17 protein-coding genes are annotated in these 20,651 nt (G+C 36.5%); 3 read left to right on the forward strand and 14 right to left on the reverse strand.

Translation table 11 applies throughout. From position 1 onward, the window contains the following. Positions 1-35 precede the first annotated feature (35 nt). The 10 genes from T323_RS0121795 to T323_RS0121835 all read right to left on the reverse strand — a co-directional run bounded on the left by T323_RS0121795 (position 36) and on the right by T323_RS0121835 (position 13,965). On the reverse strand, positions 36-2,222 hold the full coding sequence (locus T323_RS0121795) for an alpha-galactosidase (RefSeq protein WP_026675173.1): 2,187 nt from the start codon (positions 2,220-2,222) through the stop codon (positions 36-38). Between the two features lie 67 nt (positions 2,223-2,289). Then, positions 2,290-5,346: a beta-galactosidase, LacZ type gene (gene lacZ, locus T323_RS0121800; RefSeq protein ID WP_026675174.1), complete on the reverse strand. Its 3,057-nt coding sequence runs from the start codon at positions 5,344-5,346 to the stop codon at positions 2,290-2,292. Between the two features lie 26 nt (positions 5,347-5,372). Continuing rightward, complete coding sequence (locus T323_RS0121805) at positions 5,373-6,200, reverse strand: carbohydrate ABC transporter permease (protein WP_026675175.1); 828 nt, start codon at positions 6,198-6,200, stop codon at positions 5,373-5,375. Beyond that, positions 6,193-7,098, reverse strand: coding sequence for a carbohydrate ABC transporter permease (locus T323_RS0121810; protein ID WP_026675176.1), 906 nt, complete (start codon positions 7,096-7,098; stop codon positions 6,193-6,195). Before T323_RS0121810 ends, T323_RS0121805 begins: the two co-directional genes overlap by 8 nt. Positions 7,099-7,461: 363 nt before the next feature. Then, entirely contained in the window at positions 7,462-8,769 is a 1,308-nt protein-coding gene (locus T323_RS0121815; RefSeq protein ID WP_026675177.1) for an ABC transporter substrate-binding protein, read from the reverse strand. 185 nt (positions 8,770-8,954) lie between these two features. Further along, positions 8,955-10,712 carry a cache domain-containing sensor histidine kinase gene (locus T323_RS0121820; protein WP_026675178.1) on the reverse strand — a complete coding sequence of 586 codons (1,758 nt, stop codon included), beginning with the start codon at positions 10,710-10,712 and terminating at the stop codon, positions 8,955-8,957. 10 nt (positions 10,713-10,722) lie between these two features. After that, the gene (locus tag T323_RS29430; RefSeq protein ID WP_051556666.1) at positions 10,723-11,337 is read right to left on the reverse strand and encodes a helix-turn-helix transcriptional regulator; all 615 of its coding nucleotides are present in this window, start codon (positions 11,335-11,337) and stop codon (positions 10,723-10,725) included. A gap of 17 nt (positions 11,338-11,354) precedes the next feature. Next, positions 11,355-12,257 (reverse strand): response regulator, encoded by a 903-nt coding sequence (locus tag T323_RS29435; protein ID WP_051556667.1) that lies wholly within the window; start codon positions 12,255-12,257, stop codon positions 11,355-11,357. A gap of 186 nt (positions 12,258-12,443) precedes the next feature. Beyond that, complete coding sequence (locus T323_RS28565; RefSeq protein ID WP_084309367.1) at positions 12,444-12,557, reverse strand: YjcZ family sporulation protein; 114 nt, start codon at positions 12,555-12,557, stop codon at positions 12,444-12,446. A gap of 322 nt (positions 12,558-12,879) precedes the next feature. After that, positions 12,880-13,965: an AI-2E family transporter gene (locus tag T323_RS0121835; RefSeq protein WP_026675179.1), complete on the reverse strand. Its 1,086-nt coding sequence runs from the start codon at positions 13,963-13,965 to the stop codon at positions 12,880-12,882. 834 nt (positions 13,966-14,799) lie between these two features. Here T323_RS0121835 and T323_RS0121840 point away from each other — a divergent pair. Further along, positions 14,800-15,618, forward strand: a complete 819-nt coding sequence (locus T323_RS0121840; protein ID WP_026675180.1) for a MerR family transcriptional regulator — start codon at positions 14,800-14,802, stop codon at positions 15,616-15,618. 4 nt (positions 15,619-15,622) lie between these two features. Here T323_RS0121840 and T323_RS0121845 read toward each other — a convergent pair whose 3' ends face one another. Then, positions 15,623-15,829: a hypothetical protein gene (locus T323_RS0121845; RefSeq protein ID WP_026675181.1), complete on the reverse strand. Its 207-nt coding sequence runs from the start codon at positions 15,827-15,829 to the stop codon at positions 15,623-15,625. A 145-nt stretch (positions 15,830-15,974) separates the two neighbouring features. Further along, positions 15,975-17,318: an MATE family efflux transporter gene (locus T323_RS0121850; RefSeq protein WP_218971045.1), complete on the reverse strand. Its 1,344-nt coding sequence runs from the start codon at positions 17,316-17,318 to the stop codon at positions 15,975-15,977. Between the two features lie 163 nt (positions 17,319-17,481). Between T323_RS0121850 and T323_RS0121855 the strand changes: the two genes are divergently transcribed. Next, positions 17,482-17,664 (forward strand): hypothetical protein, encoded by a 183-nt coding sequence (locus tag T323_RS0121855; RefSeq protein ID WP_026675183.1) that lies wholly within the window; start codon positions 17,482-17,484, stop codon positions 17,662-17,664. An 81-nt stretch (positions 17,665-17,745) separates the two neighbouring features. On the opposite strand, the gene T323_RS0121860 is transcribed toward T323_RS0121855, so the two are convergent. Further along, positions 17,746-18,660 (reverse strand): glycoside hydrolase family 43 protein, encoded by a 915-nt coding sequence (locus T323_RS0121860; RefSeq protein WP_026675184.1) that lies wholly within the window; start codon positions 18,658-18,660, stop codon positions 17,746-17,748. A gap of 115 nt (positions 18,661-18,775) precedes the next feature. After that, positions 18,776-19,567, reverse strand: a complete 792-nt coding sequence (locus T323_RS0121865) for a DUF817 domain-containing protein (RefSeq protein ID WP_026675185.1) — start codon at positions 19,565-19,567, stop codon at positions 18,776-18,778. Between the two features lie 455 nt (positions 19,568-20,022). On the opposite strand from T323_RS0121865, the gene T323_RS0121870 reads away from it, so the two are divergent. Continuing rightward, the gene (locus T323_RS0121870; protein ID WP_026675186.1) at positions 20,023-20,592 is read left to right on the forward strand and encodes a hypothetical protein; all 570 of its coding nucleotides are present in this window, start codon (positions 20,023-20,025) and stop codon (positions 20,590-20,592) included. Positions 20,593-20,651 lie beyond the last annotated feature (59 nt).

A 20,651-nucleotide genomic window follows, 5' to 3' on the forward strand; every position in this document is an offset into this window, starting at 1 on the left:
ACTATGTTACAATTTCAATTTTATTCAAATTGTCACTATTCGGCTATTAAATGCCACATGAAGCTTTTGAAGTCTCCATTCATTAATGGAACATTAATGCCGACATTCATTAATTCATCGCCATAAAAACTTTTTCCTATTGCCTCAATTTTATATTTTTTTGAAGGGTTCAAACCTTTCAAACGAACTTTTATTAAAGCATCACTCGGTTCTGCTAACACTTTTACATAGGTTACAACAGCTTCAGACTGGTCTTCAGACACTGACATCCAAGCCGTATGATTCGATTCAAATGGATTATACAAACGGTAAAACTGTCCAAATTGAATAACGGGTCTAATTTGCTTATAAAACTCAACTTGTTCTGAAACGGTCTGTTGTTCTTCTTGAGACATCTCCGTCACATCTAATTCATAACCAAAGTTTCCTGACATCGCCACATGTCCTCTAATATCAAGTGATGTGATTCGTTCTACTTGATGATTTGGAACAGCAGAAACATGTGCCCCCATTGAACTTGTTGGATAAACAAGGCTTGTGCCATATTGGATTTTCAATCTTGAAATCGCATCTGTATTGTCACTCGTCCACGTCTGTGGCATATAATAAAGAATACCTGGGTCAAAACGACCTCCACCACCAGAGCAGCTTTCAAACAAAATATGAGGAAACTTTGTTGTAATTTCATTCATGACGCGATACACACCTAGCATATAGCGATGTGCTGTTTCTCTTTGGCGTTCAGGTGGCAATCCCGCTGAGCCAACTTCTGACATATGACGGTTCATATCCCATTTTACATACGTAATTGGGGCTGCTTCAAGAATAGCGGAAACTCGAGCAATGATTTCATCACACACTTCTTTACGGGAGAAATCTAAAATTAATTGCTGTCTGCTTTCAGAACGTCTTCGGTTTGGAACATGGATGCACCAATCCGGATGCTCCCGATACAAATCACTGTCCACTGAAATCATTTCAGGCTCAAACCATAATCCAAACTCCATCCCTGTTTCTCGAATTTGTTCAGCTAATGACTGTAACCCATTTGGGAGTTTTCTTTCATCTACGAACCAATCTCCTAATGACGTTGTATCGTTATCACGTTTGCCAAACCAGCCATCATCTAAGACAAATAACTCCATCCCTAGATCTTTACCACAGAGAGCAATTTCTCGTATTTTTTCTTCATTAAAATTAAAATATGTCGCTTCCCAGTTATTAATTAAAATCGGTCTTTCTTTGTCGCGGAATTCGCCTCGACATAAACGTGTTCGGTATAACCTGTGGAACGTATGTGACATCGCACCTAATCCATTCGCTGAGTAGACCATGACAACTTCTGGCGCTTGAAACGAAGCCCCTGGCTCAAGTAGCCATGAAAAATCAAACGGATTAATACCGACTGTGGCACGAGAATAGCCAAACTGGTCGACTTCAACAGAGCTTAAGAAATTTCCACTATACACAAAACTAAATGCAAACACTTCGCCATATTCTTCGTTTGTGTTTTTTTCTACTAGTGCCATAAATGGATTTTGTTGATGACTACTTGCCCCGCGGCGACTTTCGACTGATTGCATACCTGGACGTAATCCAGTTCTCGCAACATAACGCTCTCTTCCCCATGCTCCTGGCAAACTAATTAAATCGAAATCTGACTGGCGGAAATCTACATTAGCACTTGCTACTTTTAATAGTTTTACGTTTTCGTTACCATCATTGATAAAACGAACCGATCTCGTAATCGCATCATAATTTTCGAATACCGTGTAACTTAACACCACTTTTAGATTTATTAAATCATCTTTCAACATGATTTCGATCGTTTCTGCCTCATTTTCATCCTCTACATATGTAGCAGGTAAGCCTTCTAATACTTTTTTCCCTTTAAAAATTTCATGTGACTCATACCGTAAATCTGTCACAGTTGAGCCATTTTCTAATTGAATTTGAAATGCAGGATTGCGATAGTCAGAATGACCGAAAGATGGATATTCCTGAGGAAGCGTATCTAAAGAAAACGTAAGGTCATCTGCTACAGGGTTGGCAGAAAATGAGCGATTAACAAATCGAAGTTCATTTGAATGATTATACTCGTTTACTTTTTTTCCCCAGTATAAATGACTCAAGTAGCCATCTCGAATAATTTGAAAAATATAACTCGTATCTTTTGCAGTTAAATGGAATGTTTGTGTTGATTGGTCAAATGTTATAGCCATAATAACCTCCTATAGTAAAAACAAGTAATGTGCCAAAAGGTCATAACTAGACCTTTTGGCACTATTTTTATAAACGCCCAATTTTAAATTCAAATGTCATTTCTTTATTCGCTTGAATCGTATGTTCGTCATGAACAGGGGCTCCCCAACTATCATCCCCACCAACGCCCATTTGCTTACCAGCAATTGTTAACACCGTGTAATGAACGTTTGGTAATTCATAATGATGGTTTGCATTTTCTAATTCAAAAGCGGTATAAGGTGATGCATTACACTCGACTGGTTCACCTTGTGCAGAAATCTTAAGGCCGTGACCGTTTGCATTTGTCACTTCTAAACTTCTCACTCCTGTACGGTTTCCTGATTCTTGTGGCATCACATATGGGGACACATTTGTCATAACAGTATTTTCAAAAATACCAAGCCGTGCTCCTTTTGCTCGGTCAGAGTAATTCTCATCTGGCCCCATTGCATACCATTTTAACTTTTCATACTCAGCAGGAACTTTAAACGATAACGCAAAAGTTGGTAGCTTTGGCAAATTCTCTGCCCCATAATACACCGATTTCACAGCAATGTCGCCGTTTAACAACACTTCGTATGTGGTTTTTACAGATACATCTTCATGAATCGAAAATCGATACGTAAAGGTAACAGACACACTATGCTCTTTCTCTACTAGGTCAATTTCTGTACATAAGCGTGCAAGACTTGCGACATACCACAGACCTGAACGAAATGTTTGACCGAAGCCTTTATCATTTTCTGTTGTCGCTCTCCAAAAGAGTGGCATTGGAGGAACAGAAATCATTTCCCGACCTTCATAATTTATGGACACTAATGTACCTGCTTGTTTAGAAAATAAGATACTAAAATCTCTCCCGTGGACACCAATATTGACGTCACCTTCTACTAGCTTTAACTTGCCGTTTACTGTTGGACCTTCTTCTTTCGTTGTTCCCTTTTGTTCTGTAAAAATAAACTGACCAAAGGCAATTTCATGTCCAGCTTTTGCCCAACGCTCATCTGATTTTGTTACGAGACGAACATGAATGCAATACTCACCGACACCATAGTCTGCAAATATTTCTTCTTCAATATCAAACTTTACTCTAGCTTTTTCATTTGGAGCAACAAGTACCGTTTGAGGCTTACTTCGATAACAAACTTCACCTTCATAAAGCAAATCATATTCCAGTGCATAACGGCTTGTATCGATAAATAAGTTTTGATTTACAATCGTAACACCTGTTTTATCTACTTCTAGTTTCACGTTTTGATATAAAAATTTCACTTCTTGCATTTTCGGTGAAACTTGACGATCCGCGGTTACAATTCCATTTGTACAGAAAGAATAATCTGTTGGACGGTCCTCGAAATCACCACCATATGCTAAGTGCTCTATGCCATAACGATCTTTTTTCATTAAAGATTGGTCAATATAATCCCAAATAAACCCACCTTGATACATCGGATACTTTTCTTCTAAATCAGTATACTTATACATCCCACCTACGGAATTTCCCATCGCATGCATATATTCGCAGCTAATGTACGGCTTATGTGGATTCGATTCAAGATATTCGATAATATCGTTTGGTTTTGCATACATACGACTTTCCATATCACTTGTCGCTTCATAATTGCGGTCATAAAACACACCTTCATAATGTACAAGTCGACCAGGGTCTTTTTCTTTAAAGTATTTCGTACATTGGAGTATAACTTCCCCTGCATAAGATTCATTTCCACAAGACCAAATTAAAATGGATGGATGGTTTTTATCGCGCTCATACATAGAAACTGCACGGTCTAACACTATATCTTGCCATTCTGGGAGATTACCAGGAATGTTCCAAGATGGCTCAACCTTCCCCATTTTTTGCCATGAACCATGTGTTTCAAGATTCATTTCATCAATGACATATAAGCCATAAAGGTCACATAACTCATACCAATAGCTTTGGTTCGGATAATGAGACGTACGAACGGCATTAATATTATTTTCTTTCATTGTTTTAATGTCCCAAAGCATATCTTCTTTTGTAACAACACGACCTTGGCGACAATTAAATTCATGGCGATTCACACCTTTGAACACAATTCGTTTTCCATTTAAACACATTACTTTATCGATCATTTCAAATCGACGGAACCCTACATAATGCGGTATACACTCAACAAGCTCACCAGCAGGATTGTATATATTTATAAAAAGGCGATACAAATATGGATGTTCAGCACTCCAAAGCTGTGGCTTTTCTACTTCTTCTGCGATAACCCAACTGTTCTCACCTTTTCTATCCGCAGCAGCACGTAACATAAACTCACCTTGCTCATCATATAGCTCAACTTCAAGGCGTGCATTTTCAGGAATTGTCGTTACACTCGTAAACTCTCCATGTAAAACCGCATTTTGATACAAATGATCAAGTTCTGTTTGAACATTCATATCAAATACATGCACCTCAGGGACTGTATATAAATACACATCTCGGAAAATTCCAGAGAATCGCCAGAAGTCCTGGTCTTCTAACCAGCTCCCAGTACTACGTTGATAAACTTCTACAGATAGTTTATTTTCACCTTCCTGTAAAAACGGAGTTAAATCAAAATCAGCCGGTGTAAAACTATCTTCGCTATACCCAACAAACTCTCCGTTTAACCAAAGATAAAAAGCTGATTCTACACCTTGAAAGGAAATATACACTGGTTTCTTTTCAAAGTTAGTAGGAAGGTGGAAGTAAGTCACATAACTTCCTACCGGATTATCGTCCATCGACACTTCCGGTGGACGAAGATGGTGATGCCCATCCCAAGGATACATCGTATTCGCATATTGCGGTTTACCGTATCCTTGTAATTGGATATGCCCAGGAACTGTTATATTACCCCAAATTGTACAATCATAATTGACCTTATAAAAATCTTTAGGACGCAAAGCTGGATTTAAAGCATAATGAAACTTCCAATTGCCATTTAAGGAATGACGAAGAGCCATGTCCCCTCTTTTTTCAGCTTCTTTTTTTGTTTCATAGTAATAGTGATCGCTATGAGCTGGAAGACGATTCACAGCAAATACGCTCGTATCCGAAAGCCAATCTAGTGTTGGTGTTACTGTCATCATGTATCAACCTCTCTTTTTACAAATTATCCTTTAACTGAACCCATCATTCCTGCAACAAAATGCTTTTGCATTAAGAAGAATACTAGGGCTGTTGGTAATGTTGCGATAACAATGGCAAGCATAATCATCCCGTAATCTGGCGTATAACTAGAGCCTAAGTTCGAAATCAATAACGGAATTGTTTGATTTTCTGGCGATTGAAGGATAACGAGTGGCCACAAGTAATTGTTCCAGCTCGCCATAAACGTAATAATAGCTGCTGCTGCATACGTTGTTTTCATTGTTGGGATATAAATTCGAATGAACACACCAAGTTCTGTTAACCCATCAATTCGACCTGCTTCAAGCAATTCCTTTGGAAACATTTTTGTTGATTGCCGGAAGAAAAAGATGAGAAAGGCAGTCGTAATCGTTGGTAAAATCACCGCTGGAATCGTATCAACTCCGATAAACGGAAGGTATTGTGACATGGAACCAAACATTCTAAATAACGGAACCATCAAGGCAGCAAAAGGAATCATCATCGATAAAAGCAAAATGTTAAACACAACATCCTTTGCTTTACTGCGATAAATTTCAAAACCATAACCAGCAAGTGACGCGATAAGCAACGACAGAACCGTCGTAGCAATCGATATTTTTGCTGAATTCATTAATGCCGGGACAAGATTTACTGTTTCTAATAAGTTCTGGAGATTTTCCCATAAATGCGAGCCTGGCAGTAAACGTCCTCGTGTGACATCAACTGATTTATTCGTTGCACTAATAATCATCCAAAAGAACGGAAAAATCGAAACAATCGAGATGATGGATAAAATTAAATAGATAAAAAACCGCTTTACTTTATGCATTTTTATCACCCGCCGCTCTGAACTGTAATATTGAGAAGAATACGATTAACACGACGATGGCATACGATACAGTCGCTGCATACCCAAAGTCTGGTGTATATTTGAACGATAAATTATAAATGTATTGTGAAATCGTTAATGTTGAATTACCTGGTCCTCCACCTGTTATATTCATAACTTCATCAAAGAGCTGAAGTGTTCCGATAGTTGAAGTAATTGATGTGAATAAAATAATCGGTTTTAGCATCGGAATGGTAATCGTAAAAAACTGTCGAATGGGTGATGCCCCGTCAATTTTAGCTGCTTCATAAATCGAAGGGTCAATATTTTGTAAAGAAGATAAATAGAAAATCATATTGTAACCTGTCCATCTCCACGTAATCGCAATAATAATCGTAACTTTAGCCCAAAACGGATCCGTTAACCATTGAACCGGTTGCCCGAGAAAAGATAAGTTCATAAGCATGACATTAATGAGCCCATCTGTTCCAAATAAATACTTGAAAATAACAGAATAAGCAACGAGTGACGTAACACACGGTAAAAATATCGCTGTCCGGAACCAACCTCTTGCCATAAGTTTTTTATCATTTAGTAATACTGAAACTAAAAGAGCGAGGAAAATCATCACAGGTACTTGAACGATTAGATATATGACTGTATTTTTAACCGCCGTTATAAAAACAGGGTCACTAAACAATCGAAAATAATTATCCAAACCTACATATTCAAGATTTCTCCCCGTTCCAGATTGAAACGACAAAAGTAACGCTGAAAACATTGGATAAAAATAAAAAATTGAGATTAATACAACAGAAAGTAAAATAAAAGACCAACCGATAATTCCATTTTTAAAACGAAGACTTCTCCCCAGCTTGTTTGGTTTCTTTTCTTTCATTGGGGGAGACTGCTGCGGGACTGATTTTGCTGTTTCCACTTGAAGTCACTCCTTTTTGGCTGTAACGGACATACGTTCCGCTATTTCTGCTAAAATGCTAGATTTTTTTATCTAACGGACATCTGTTCCGTTATTTCTGAGTTTTTGCTTTGTTTCACTCTGTTTTGACGTAAATAACGGAACCAATGTCCGTAACGTTTTCTAAAACTGTTCTTTTCTTTAAAATAGCGGAACAGATGTCCGTAACTTATTCAACTAAAAAAGAAAAACTCGGAAACTCGCTTGTAGCCGGACTCCAAATGGATAGTAGGCAAAGCCGGCGAGTTTCCAAGCCCTTTCATTCAAACGCTTACAAAGATGTGATTATTTAATTTGTGTTTCTGCTTGTGTTTGTGCATCTTGTAACGCTTGGTCAATATCTTTTCCGTTAAGGTAATTTTGCATTTCTACGACAAGAATATCTTCAATAGCATACGTGTGTAGACCAAAGTTAACTTGTGGAATTTCTTCTGCCCATTGTGAGAAATCAGCATAAATCATTTGGCCACCGAAGAACTCGTCTTCTACTTGGTAAGCATCTCCTTCAGCCGCTGGTAAATACGTACCCATTGCTCCGATTTCTGTAATGAAGTTTTGGTATAGTTCAGTACTAGAACCAAAAGTTTTAGCTAGGAAATCTGTTGCATCTTCTTTACCATCAATATCAAGAACATACCATGAGCTTCCGCCTAAGTTTGTTGCATTTGCAGAGTCAGGGAATCCTGGAAGACTTGGGAATGGAACGACTGCCCAGTTACCTGCTTGAGACTCTTCTGCTTTGATTGACGGTGTGATCCAGTTTCCAGTTGGAACAGCAGCAACTTCTCCATTGTTAAAGCCTGCTAAGAATTGACTCCAATCTGAAATCGGTTTTGATACGTCTTCAGTAATTAATTGTTTAAAAACATCAAATCCTGCTTTAATTGCTTCATTTCCAGCAATATTTGGTGTTGCTCCATCTTCTTCAACATACCATGTACCTGCTGTTTGAATCATCATACGAACAAGGCCAAGGTCATTTGGATCAAGTGTTAACATATGTTTTCCTGTTGCTTCTTTTACATCTTTTGCAATAGCAATGAACTCGTTCCAATCAATATCTTGTAAATCTTCAACCGAATAGCCAGCTTCTTTTAAATAATCCGTTCTTACATATAAACCAGCAACGCCAGTATCAAATGGTAAACCGTAGTTTTCTCCATCTAAACTTGTTGGAGCAATTTTATATGGTGCAAAATCCTCAGTGTTATACTCACCTGTAATCGGATGGAAAGATCCTGGATACGCTTGCAAAAAGCTTTGTGCACGGTAATCTTCAATTAATACGATGTTTGGTAAACCACTTGTTGAACCAGAACTTAAGCTCGTATTTAACTTTTGGATAATATCATCTTGCGCATATTCAATAATGTTAATTTCAAGGTCTGGATTAACTGATGCATATGTTTCTTTCGCTAATTCCATCGCCTTAATGTTAAAGTTCGGGTCCCAAGCCCAAATTGTAATCGCTTCCGCAGAAGTCGTGTCGCTGCCACCCTCAGCTGGTTCACTAGAATTCGATGATTCTCCTCCTGAACAAGCAGCAAGTAGCATAATACTTAGTAAAAACAATGTGACTAATACTTTCTTCATCTTGCATATCCCCCTTTGTTTTCGTATCTTTTTTGTTTGTGTAAGCGTTTTCTATCTTACAAATTAATCTTACCACCTGCTGACTTAAGGGAGTTATGACTATCTTTTTATTCTCTTGTGTTATTTTTATATGTTCTTCATTCACAAAAAAATCGTTTTGTACTTTTTTTAGTTTTTTGTACTTTTTATTGTTTCGTGACTGGAAGTGTAATTCTCACTTTAGTTCCTTCCCCATCGCCACTAGAAAGTTCAACACCATACTTCTCCCCATATAATAATTGCACACGCTCATGTACATTGTTTATCCCAATTCCAGAGAAATGTTGGCCCCTTCCTTTTTTCCGTGGAACGAGTTTATCTTTCGACTCTGATGCGATCCCATCACCATTATCCATCACTTCACAAATTAATTTCTCTTCTTCTTTCCAAACCATAATGTGAATAGAACCACTCGCTTTTTTATTAAACCCATGGAAAAAAGCATTTTCAACAAATGGCTGTAATATAAGTTTTGGTACGTTGTAGTCAATACAATCTGGTGCCACAAAGTAATGGACTTTAATTCGGTTTCCATAACGCTTTTGATTAATGAACACATAATTTTTTAAATTCTCAAGCTCTTGTTCGACAGTTACAATTTCATCGACATTTCCAATCGTATTTTGTAACAGAGAAATTAAGGAATGAATCGTGTCTGCTGCTTCTTCTTTACTTCCTTGTTGAACTAAAAATTTAATTGATGTTAACGTATTATAAAGAAAGTGAGGATTGATTTGTTGCTGCAATGCAGCTAGCTCAGCATTTCTTTGTTTCTTCTGCGAAGCCATCACTTGCTCTACATATTCATGCAATTCATCCAGCATTGAGTTAAAGGCGATGCCGATCTGTCTTGTCTCATACGCTCCTGTTACAGTGACATACTGATCAAAATCATGTTTTGACGCATTTCCAATTTGTTTTACTAGGGACGACAATGAATTCGTTAATTTTCTTGAAATAAAAAAGACAATGACTAATGCAAGGAGGACCGTTCCAAAACTATATAAGCCAATACTCCTTTTATCGATAACAGCTGCACTTACGACATCCCGATTTATCGTATTCACAAGATACATATCAAAAAAAGGAAGGTATTCTGCCAACACAATGTGTTCCTTCCCGAGCACTTCCATATTCGTATAATCTATTGAGGAATTGGCGACTTCTTTTGCTGCGTTCACTAACTCTTTATTTTCATGTCCAATCGTTTCAGTGATGTTACTCGAAACAATGTGACCGTTATTATCGAGTACATAAACATCATTTCCGGGACTAGTAAAAGTAAGATAAAACTTTCGGAAATCCTCTTCATTCATCGCAAAATGAACTGTCCCGTATACATTGCCAGAGATTCTTTCCATAAGACCTTTAGAGGCGACGATAATTTGACCTTGGTTTTCTGTCTCATATGTTTGATATTGAAGCCATCTCGGTTCAGTCCATGTATTTCTCATGACCGAATGTTCAAGCCATACTTCATCAGAAAATGGCCAATACGAACGATCCGAGGAAAATGTAACTCCGTTTTTTCCCGTAATCATAATCCCAGTATCATACCGGTCAAAATTCGGTTTGACTAACTCCATTTGATTATTTAACACATAATATGAGTTCATTAAGTCTCGATTCGTTTGTTCTGAAGAAAGAATCGTTCTCACTGTCCCATTTTGCTGAAAATGATTAGCAGAACGAATGATCGAATAATTATACCCTTCAAAATTACCTTTAATTTGATTTATTACTTTCGCATTTGTAATGCTAAATGTATCAATAAATAGCCGTTCCGACATTCTGAGCGTTGACATCGTAATCGTGACAGAAACTGAGATTGTGATGACAAACGTAAGCAAGAACAGTTTTAAAAATAAGCCGTTATATTTTAATCGTTCAATTAAAGTGTTCATGGTTGCATTCCTACTTTACTAATTTTCTTCGATATTGACTCGGAGAATAGCCTGTCCCTTTTTTAAATACTTTGCAAAAATAACTATGATCAGAATACCCCACTTGAGCACTTATATCTGATATTGGGGCTGATGTTCGTAACAATTTTATTGCAGCATCAATTCTAATTTTATTTAAATATTCACTAAACCCTTCTTTATTATGGCTTGTGAAATAAGTGGAAAGATAAGACGGATTAAAATGAAAATGTTTTGCTACCTCTGTTAATGTTAAAGGTTCCATGTAATGCTCAGAAATATAAGCTAATAATTTTTTCATGTTTTCGTTTTCCACTGAAGATTGTTTATTTGAAACACAATTTTCTGCCTCGTCTATAAATTCGTCAAGGAAAGCCACGACTTCCTTTGCATAGTGTGCTTCTTCAATTTTTTTCATTTGACTATACTTTGAGTTTTCTAACTTATTCACGTCAAAACCGATATTTCTTAGTAATATCGTCACATTAAAAATGATGTTGTTAATAAGCGACTTAAATTCATCAACATCCATTGTTACGTGGGTAGACAATGTCTTTCCATGCTCTCGAATATAACGGAAGGCAGATTCAAACCGTTCCCGTTTCAATTCTTCTGTTAACCATTCTAATTGAAAATGAGGGGGGATTCTTTGTCCATCATGATATCAGATTGCAACACAACTTGCTTGTCAGGCACATAAAAACGGTACTGGAATAATGGCAACAACCAGCGTTTATACATCTCTCCAATTTCAGTAAAGTTTGAAAACGGCTCTGTCAACACAAAGCCAATATTCGGCTGGCGTTCGCTGCACTCCTTTATTTTAGGAACAACATGAACAATGTCCTTTTCTTTTACATTCAGTAAATAGAAACACGAATCTTTCTCCGCTTTCATATAATAGCTAATTGCCTCATCCATAATTTCAGAAAACGCCCATTCTACTAATTCTTTCACTTCTCCAAGTACAGTTGGATTTCGACTTAAGTCTACTCCTAATAAATAAAAGGCTTCATTTGGAAATGAATTTTGAACTTCCTCTATATTTTCACTGACATCAAAACCAGAGATAAGCTTGTCGATCAATTGGTCAATCGAAATGGATGCATCTTTCGTTTTATTTGTAATTTGAAAATCTGGAATTCGTTGAACAGCTGTTTTTAACACGGCTAATAAATTTTCTGAATCCAGTTTCGGCTTTAAAATATAATCGACAACCCCACTTTGAAAGCTCGAGCGAACATATTCAAATTCACCAAAACTACTTAGGACAATGACTTCTATATGAGGATAATTTGCCTTAACAATTTTCGTTAGTTCTTCCCCGTCCATGATTGGCATGACAATATCTGTAATGAGGATGTGCGGTTGTACCTCATCTAACAGTTCAAGTGCCTCTTGTCCATTTGAAGCTTCTCCAACAATAAGAAACCCTTCTTCTTCCCAGTTAAAGTAATGTTTAATCCCTTGTCTTATTAATGTTTCATCGTCTACAATCATCACTCTACATGGCTCTGAACCTTTCATGGCTTTTCCTCCTTTGTCCTTGTCCTATTACTTGGTAACGCTTTCAAATAATGAGTTTGTTATTTTTATAAAGAATAAAATACAAATTATATTCTATCTTAGCACAAAAATAAATAAACGGGGATATGGCAACTTTGTGTAAACGAAAAAAGGAGCCGATTATGGCCCCTCTTTTATCAGTAAATATTAATAGCCGTAACCGTATCCTGGACCTACCCAGCTAGCTCCAATGATAACTAGAAGGATAAATAAAACGACTAATAAAGCGAATCCTCCGCCGTAACCTGCTACTGCACCCATTCTAACATCTCCTTTGTTTTTTAATAATTACAATGACATAGTATGTTTTGTTTTTTAAGTTGGTGTGGGCTCTCGTGTAGTTCATATCGTCATGTAAAAAAATATCTTTCCATGCGGCACATTATGGACATTGTTCCGCTATTTAACTACACCAGCAACGGAAATTCACTTTCCTGTTACTTTAACGGAACGTATGTCCGTTCATATGTAAAATATTATTTTCCCTTAAAATAGCGGAACAAATTTCCGTAAAAACCACAAACCAAAAAAGAAGGATGTCCAATTAACATCCTTCCCTTGTTTTTACGCTATTTGTCATGAATTAAACTATTTTTTCCTCTTTTCTCACTTTCCACAAGCGATACAAATGAGTCACAATGACCTTTCCAATCGCATAAGTAGGAATGACAAGCACCATTCCAACAATTCCAATAAAGCGTCCTGCCACAAGCACCAAAGCCATAACCGTAACTGGATGAATGGACATTTTCCTACCAATAATTTGTGGTTGTACAAAAATACTTTCGATTTGCTGAATGACAACAACAATAATCAAAACAAGGAGTGCTTGCATTGGCGAATGAAGTAACGCGACAATAACAGACGGAACAGCACCAATCCACGGCCCAACATATGGAATAATATTTGTCACCATACCAACAATCGCTAAGATTAGCGCAAATTCTAAGCCAATACTTGAGAACCCAATATAATAAAGAACACCAATAAAAGAACAAACAATCAATACACCTTGAATATAATTACTTAATGTTTCATCCATATTCGTTAAGATCGGCTTCACTTTATCCTGCTTATCTTCATTTATAAAATTTAATAAATAATTCGGGAGCTTTTCGCCTTCTTTTAATAGGTAAAAAAGAATAAATGGAACAATAATTAAGATTAATAATGTACTAAATATTGTTCCGATAAAGCCCATTGTATTTGAAATGATTTCGCCGACGAGTCCAGCCACAACTACTCCAATTTCTTCAATCCGGTCTTCCCAATTAAAGAAATCACCTAAACCAAAGCGTTGAATAAACTCATTATCTTGAATACTTGCAATTAACAATTGGAGGTCTCTAATAATAACTGGCATACTTACGATTAAGTTAGAAAACTGCCTTTGTAGTTCTGGACCAATAAAAGAAATGAGCCCACTGCCAAGTCCAAGAATGCCGACATACACTAAGAGGATGGCAAGCGTTCTTGACATTTTTTTATTTAACAATCGGACAATAGGTCGGAATAAATAAAACAAAATGCCCGCTAAGAGAATTGGTAAAAATAAAGTTTGAAAAAATACGATAACGGGTTTAAATACCCAGTCAATTAACGTTCCCAAGTAAATAATTAAAAACAGCATGAGAACGATGGAACCAATTTGCAATATTTTTTTATACATATAAGAGTGCCTCCATTACTGCATTAACCTCATTTTTTCCTATTTTCACACATCATAAAAAGTCGAAAAAAACAGAAAAATGATGAGGCTTTGATAGACATTATTATACAGTTAACTACTGTATAAAGCTACATCCTTCTTAAAGATTAGAAATAAGAAAAACGCGGGAGCGTCTTTTCGTTTCAAGTGAAGTGTATGATGAAACAACAAACACATCCCATGTCCCATTTTTGCGGTCAGAGTAGTCGTTATTTGTGAACATGATACGGGTTTCCGTTTATTAGCGGCCACAGGAGCGCATATTCACGCAAAAGCCACTCTATTCCTAGCGATATATTATGAATAACGGCTCCTGTGTCCTCCAACGTTCCAACACGCTAGCAATGTTCACAGATAACGGTTTTCATGGCCGCTTACTTACCATAAACAACAAAATTGCTAACGCGATAAACCCGCCCAAGTGTTGAATGATTCACTTGGAACTTTTCTGGCTGTCTCATAGTACTCATTTATTAGAGCATTGTTATACACAAGGAGAAAAACGCGGAGCGTCTTTTCTTTCAAGCGAAGTGCGGAGCCCTGCCCGCTTTTGACAGTGAACCCAAGTGCTCTTCTTGGGGTGAAACCCGCAGTTTTCTCTCTCTCTCGAATAAGCATTCAAAACTTCACTGCTAGATCAAAACTTTTATACAGGAATGCTTTCTTATCTTTTAAAAATCAAAACCCGAATATAGGACTTCTTGACTTAAAGAGACAATTATATTAAAACATGAAAAGAATCCTATTATAGAAGAGTCAAATCTAAAGTCATCAATTCAAGGAGATATAATTCCAATGGACATCAACCCACAAATCCATCTAACAACCGGACAATTCGCAAAGTTAATGCGTGTGAGCAAAGATACGTTATTTCATTACGATAAACTTCAAATCTTCTCACCAGAATTTATAGCAGAAAACGGCTATAGATATTATTCGATTTATCAATCCGAAGTTTTTTATGTTATTACTACGTTAAAAGAATTAGGAATGTCTTTAAAAGAAATTAAAGAATATTTAAATCATAAATCACCTAAAGAGTTTATTTCATTACTAGACAAACAAGCAGATAATCTTAATAAGAAAATCCAACACTTAAAAAAAGTTCAAAATATGATTTTACAAAAATCAAAATTAACAAAAGAAGCAATGAAAATAAACACCTCTGTAATAACATTTGAAGAAAGACAAAAAGAAAGATTTATTGTTACAGAAGCAAAAGCGATAACAGATGAAAAAAATATATATGATTCCATTTTTCAACATATAGACTGTTTAATGTATTATAAAATCAACACATTTCATTTAGCAGGTTGGATGATTGACACGAAAACCGTATTCGATGGAAAGTTAGATTATTATGATTATCTGTTCACACGAGTCACCGAAACTGATTATTATAACTTTACAGCGGAAAAAGGGACTTATTTAGTTGCCTACCATACAGCTGGCTACACTACTATTAGTGACAGTTTTAAAAAGATAATTGAATATGCACAAAGCAACAACGTTATTTTAGAAGGGTATTTTTATGAAGATATTTTGTTAGATGACTTATCTGTTCAAGGATACGAAAAGTATTTAATCAAGCTATCTGTCAAAGTAATGAATTAATGTTCTATGTTGTTGGCAAGAAAAGCGGAATTCTTTTTATAGCAACGACTGCTGCAACACTTCCAATAACCCCAGCAATCGCACTAGTTGACACATAGGTTACAGCATAATAAACACTCGTTCCCGTTAGACAATCAATCACAAAAAATCGTTTGAGCGCTGACGAGTGAATCGTGTAGAAAACCACTTGATTTTGTTTTTTACCTTTCATGCTGTCACCTTCCTTTTTTATTCTTTTTACCGTATGAAAAACAGAAATGTCCTATTCCAAAACAAAAAAAAGGCTAAGACATAAAAAAAGTTCCAACCTAGTATTTATACGTTTTTTTCATTATGTTTGCCTCTCCATAGTCTTGTTAAAAATAATGATAAAATTTCCTTTGGTGGAATAAGAAACACGCACAAACGAGAATAGACAAAAATTCAGCTAATGGGACCGCGAGCCATATTCCATTGACTCCCATAATTAACGGTAAGACAAACAGACCAACGATGACAAAAACGAACGTTCGAAGTAGTGAAATTGTAGCCGACACTTTCCCATTCGATAAAGCTGTAAACAACATGGATATAAAAATGTTCATGCCCATAAACAAAAAAGAAACCCCAAAAATGATAAAGCCATCCACTGCAATGTTGTACACATTACTTCCTTTGGCAGCCATAATTTGAATAAAATACGGTCCAAACAACAAAGCAAGCACATATACAATAATTGAACCTACACTCACTATGAGCAAACTAGATTTAAAGATTTTTTGTAATTGCACTTCATCTTTCCTTCCAAATTTATAGCTAATAATCGGAGCAATTCCTGCTGAGTACCCCATAAAAACAGCACCTAAAATAAACATCACATATAGCATAATTGTCACGGCCGCCACCCCATCCACTCCTATATATTTAAGAAGAAGAAGGTTAAATGCGACTGTAACAACAGAAGAGGCTAAGTTGGAGACCATTTCTGATGACCCATTGATACAACTAGAAAGTAAAAATATTCCATCAAACCGAGGTCGAACAAAATATAAAGAACTACCTTTATACAAAGAAAAGTAGACAAGTCCAAAGAAAGCCGGTATGGCGATCCCAATAGCCGTAGCAATAGCAGCACCTGCAATCCCCATTTCCATTACAACGATAAAAACATAATCCAATACTATATTTGCCACCCCACCTAAAACCGTAACGGTCAAACCTAAATTCGGTTTCCCTGCCGTGACAAAAAACAGCTGGAACAACATTTGTAAAATGATCAAAGGACTAGTCATTACCATAATCCTTCCGTAAGTGTAAGTTTCCTTAAATAATTCTTCTGTCGCACCCGCTCCAAGCATTTGAAAAATAGGGGTAATAAAAAGAAGACCAATAACGAAGATAACGAATCCAATAGCTGTACCACAACTCACAATAAAAGTGAAATTCCGTCTTGCTTCCTCATAATTTTCCTCTCCCATTTTCCTCGCAATGATTGCACTTCCACCTGTACCAAGCATTAACGCGATAGCAATCACAAGTCCATATAAAGGAAAGAAAATATTGATCGCCGATAACGCTGTCGCACTCACATACCGCGCAACGAAAATACCATCAATCATCGTATATATCGACATAAACACCATCAAACCGATTGTAGGTGCCGCATAAGCAAGTAATGATTGTAAAGAATATTTCTTCCCTAATCCATTTGACATTTCCATTATAAGTTCATCTCCTATTGGGCTAGTAAGACTATCGTAAAGTGTGGTGTAACACGATAGTCAATAGGAAAATGAAAGCCTAGATTATGACATATGAAAAACGAAATAAAGGTATAAGGCATATGATACGAATATAACTGTATTCAAGTAAGGAGGGCTTAGCATGTCTTACCACAATTCTGAACTTACGAATTCTAGACTTAATTATGGTGCCTCTGCCCTATTGTTACTTGGCTCCATTCTTTTTTTGATCGGTTCTGGTATTTCCTTTTTTGTGACTCGCGACCAGCATTATGGAAAAGTGCGTGAATACGAAAATCATTCAATAAGTGGTGGCTGGGGGTAACCTAATCATAAGCTCACATAACATAAAAATAAGCCCCTGTTAATTTGGAGGCTTATTTCCACTTTATTCTTTATTTTTTTATCAACCAAAAGCTTTGACTATGCGCTCATACTCTTCCAACGTAATTTGTATCACACCGCCGTGCTTGGATTTAACCGGAATGTGTAAATCGGTTTTACTTTTTGTGAATTGTGCACTAGCTAAATCATCTGTAAAATAAGGGATGTATTTTTTCTCATTCTCATAATGGTCTAACAGTAAACACCATCGCTCTTCCCCTTTTACTTTATAACATGCGGGACCTTCTACTCCAATTACCTCTTTTAAATTCGAATCCAGTTCAGTAAACGGTCCCCACAATGAATCTGAAACTTCTACAGTAATGCTTTTCACCGTTTCATCTTTAGAAAACCGATAAAATTTACCGTCTTCCTCGATAATCGTCGTATCAATAACATGATTTTCTCTTTCAATATAAACTCTTGGTTTCGTGAAGGATATGAAGTTAGTTGTTTTCGCGTAATAGATTTTATGTTTATCAGCCCCATAGTTTTCACGAGAAGCCCAAAACACAAAAAATTCCTCGTTTTCCTTATCATAAATCGCTTCCGGTGCCCACACACATCCAGCTGTTTCTGGTCCAACCTTCACTAAGCGTTGGTCTGACCAATGAACTAAATCATCCGATTCCCACACAACGATATGCTGGCTACCAAACTTCTGAACTTCTTCCCAGTCTTTCCGATAATACATCGATAAATCGGTCCCAATTAAATAGAATTTCTCTTCTTTTGCGGAGCGGATAACAAACGGATCTCTCACACCTTTTTCTCCAATGGTTGATGTTAAAATCGGCTTTTGCTCATGTAACGTTTCCCAATGAATTCCATCCAAACTAACCGAAAAATAAACTTGCTCCCCATCAGGACTGCTCGTTTCTTTATGAATAAAATGAACAAATAAATAAGCTTCAAATGAAGTCTTTTTAATATTCATCAACGCTCCCCCTTCTTGTTGTAAAATTATATCATTTCAGATGAAACTACTAGGTAGTATGGGCGATGTTGATTGTTTTTTAAAAGCTTTTTCACAAAAAGAAAAGAAACGATGTTTACATTGTTTGCGTCAACTCCGTCTTCCCCTGTTTCTTTTCTTTCACCTGCTTTAATATCGCTACTATTAAAAAGCTAACAATGACTAATAATAACCATGAACTTACTTTACCGAGATGGACTAGACTCCATGCCTCTGTTTGATTCGGATATTCCCAAGCCCCAAAGAAGGTTGCCACATTTTCAGCTATCCAAATAAAAAATCCGATAAGAAAGAATGAAAGTACAATTGGCATCCGATAACGAGTTCCCCCAACTTCATAAATAACCCAGGATTTAAAAAAGACAATAATCACTAGTCCAAACAACCACCAGCGAACATCAATCCAATAATGATGAGTAAAAAAATTCAAATATATAGCGACTGCAAGTGGAACAACAACCCCAAACAGAGGCCAATTTACTAAATCAATCTTAAGCCTGCGCCAAGCTTGGCAAAGATAGCTTGCAACACTTGCATACATAAACCCACTATACAAAGGTACATCCAATATTTTAAAATAACCGTCATCCGGATAACTCCACGACCCCATATGTACCTTGAAAATCTCAAGAGCTAGCCCGATAAAGTGAAACAAAGTAATCACGAGAAGTTCATCCTTTGTTTCAAGACCAGACTTAACCATGGCCCACTGCATGAAAAGACAAATGATGAGTAGCCAATCATAACGCGGTAACAATGGAAGTGATATAAATTGTGTTACAGCCAAAGAAGTAAAAATAACAACCGGAAACAAACACGATAGAGCCTGCTCCCAACCAAAGCGAACAAGCTGTTCGAATGCTCTCATAGATTTTCCTCCTGGAGTATATCCTGAATTTAGAATTATTAACTTATTCCTTAATATTCCATTTTGATGTAGCATACAATTTATTGTTTAACTGGATCCACCGTTCGGACATATGTTCCGCAAATGAAGTAAAAACAAGGTGATTGTGATTTTTTACGGACATTTGTTCCGCTATTTGCCCGAAATAAGCTTTAAAACCATCGTGTTTTCCTATGATAACGGAACATATGTCCGATAGCTTTTGGGAAAGATTAATTTTTATTAATATAGCGGAATAGATGTCCGTTACTGTCTGCTAAAGACTAATGATTAGAAGCAATAAAATTGTTTCATATATTTACTTATTATACTATCCTTCTTCAATCCCCCCTACCTTATATGGTATAATATTCCACAGTAATAGTCTTAATTTTCAAACAATACGTTGTAATAATTTTTAAAAAGGAGGTGTACTAATGAGCATTCACTATCGTAAATCTGCATTAAGCTTCTTTACAAGCATTAGCCTAAGCTTTCTGGTTCTCAGCGGTTGCAGCAACGCTTCATCTGAACCCTCTTCAAGCAATCAATTCGAATACAATAATAATGTTAGTGAAGGAGAAACAATAACAGAAGAACAAGCTAAAGAAGAAGGTGTAAAGTCTGAATATGTACCGAGAGAATCGGACATTGTCTACAAGGATAACGAAATTGTAAACGTACATTTGTTAGAAGAATTTATGGAAATAGCGGGAACAGATAATGAAAGTAAAATTAGAGTCGTTATCGACCATTCAGAAAAAGGAGTCATTGTCTATTCTTTATATTCCCGCTATAATAGCAGTCAAAATAGCGGTGGGATTGACGTAATCCCTGATATGAGTAACTATACATCTTCTGATGATGAAGTCGAACATATGTTTAATTACAGCCCTCAACAATGTGAATATTTGGCCAAAGACGACTCTGGAGAGCAAGGATATTACAAACTCTTTGAATGTGTGACAAACTGGCAATTCCCATTACTCCCTATTCTTGAAGACTAGTATTGCGCACATGTTAATAAGGCACAGGATACGCATGAACAAGGCTGTGAATCTCCATT

Origin of the sequence: Alkalihalobacillus bogoriensis ATCC BAA-922, assembly GCF_000621445.1 — a bacterium.
Classification (GTDB): Bacteria; Bacillota; Bacilli; order Bacillales; family Bacillaceae_F; genus Bacillus_AO; species Bacillus_AO bogoriense.

Coding starts and splice junctions, on each gene's coding strand:
- T323_RS0121805 (WP_026675175.1), bottom strand. CDS start 6,200: ATGCATAAAGTAAAGCGGTTTTTTATCTATTTAATTTTATCCATCATC.
- T323_RS0121865 (WP_026675185.1), bottom strand. CDS start 19,567: ATGAGAGCATTCGAACAGCTTGTTCGCTTTGGTTGGGAGCAGGCTCTA.
- T323_RS0121855 (WP_026675183.1), top strand. CDS start 17,482: ATGTCTTACCACAATTCTGAACTTACGAATTCTAGACTTAATTATGGT.
- T323_RS0121860 (WP_026675184.1), bottom strand. CDS start 18,660: ATGAATATTAAAAAGACTTCATTTGAAGCTTATTTATTTGTTCATTTT.
- T323_RS0121835 (WP_026675179.1), bottom strand. CDS start 13,965: ATGTATAAAAAAATATTGCAAATTGGTTCCATCGTTCTCATGCTGTTT.
- T323_RS0121820 (WP_026675178.1), bottom strand. CDS start 10,712: ATGAACACTTTAATTGAACGATTAAAATATAACGGCTTATTTTTAAAA.
- T323_RS0121810 (WP_026675176.1), bottom strand. CDS start 7,098: ATGAAAGAAAAGAAACCAAACAAGCTGGGGAGAAGTCTTCGTTTTAAA.
- T323_RS28565 (WP_084309367.1), bottom strand. CDS start 12,557: ATGGGTGCAGTAGCAGGTTACGGCGGAGGATTCGCTTTATTAGTCGTT.
- T323_RS0121840 (WP_026675180.1), top strand. CDS start 14,800: ATGGACATCAACCCACAAATCCATCTAACAACCGGACAATTCGCAAAG.
- T323_RS0121815 (WP_026675177.1), bottom strand. CDS start 8,769: ATGAAGAAAGTATTAGTCACATTGTTTTTACTAAGTATTATGCTACTT.
- T323_RS0121795 (WP_026675173.1), bottom strand. CDS start 2,222: ATGGCTATAACATTTGACCAATCAACACAAACATTCCATTTAACTGCA.
- lacZ (WP_026675174.1), bottom strand. CDS start 5,346: ATGACAGTAACACCAACACTAGATTGGCTTTCGGATACGAGCGTATTT.
- T323_RS0121870 (WP_026675186.1), top strand. CDS start 20,023: ATGAGCATTCACTATCGTAAATCTGCATTAAGCTTCTTTACAAGCATT.
- T323_RS29435 (WP_051556667.1), bottom strand. CDS start 12,257: ATGAAAGGTTCAGAGCCATGTAGAGTGATGATTGTAGACGATGAAACA.
- T323_RS0121845 (WP_026675181.1), bottom strand. CDS start 15,829: ATGAAAGGTAAAAAACAAAATCAAGTGGTTTTCTACACGATTCACTCG.
- T323_RS0121850 (WP_218971045.1), bottom strand. CDS start 17,318: ATGGAAATGTCAAATGGATTAGGGAAGAAATATTCTTTACAATCATTA.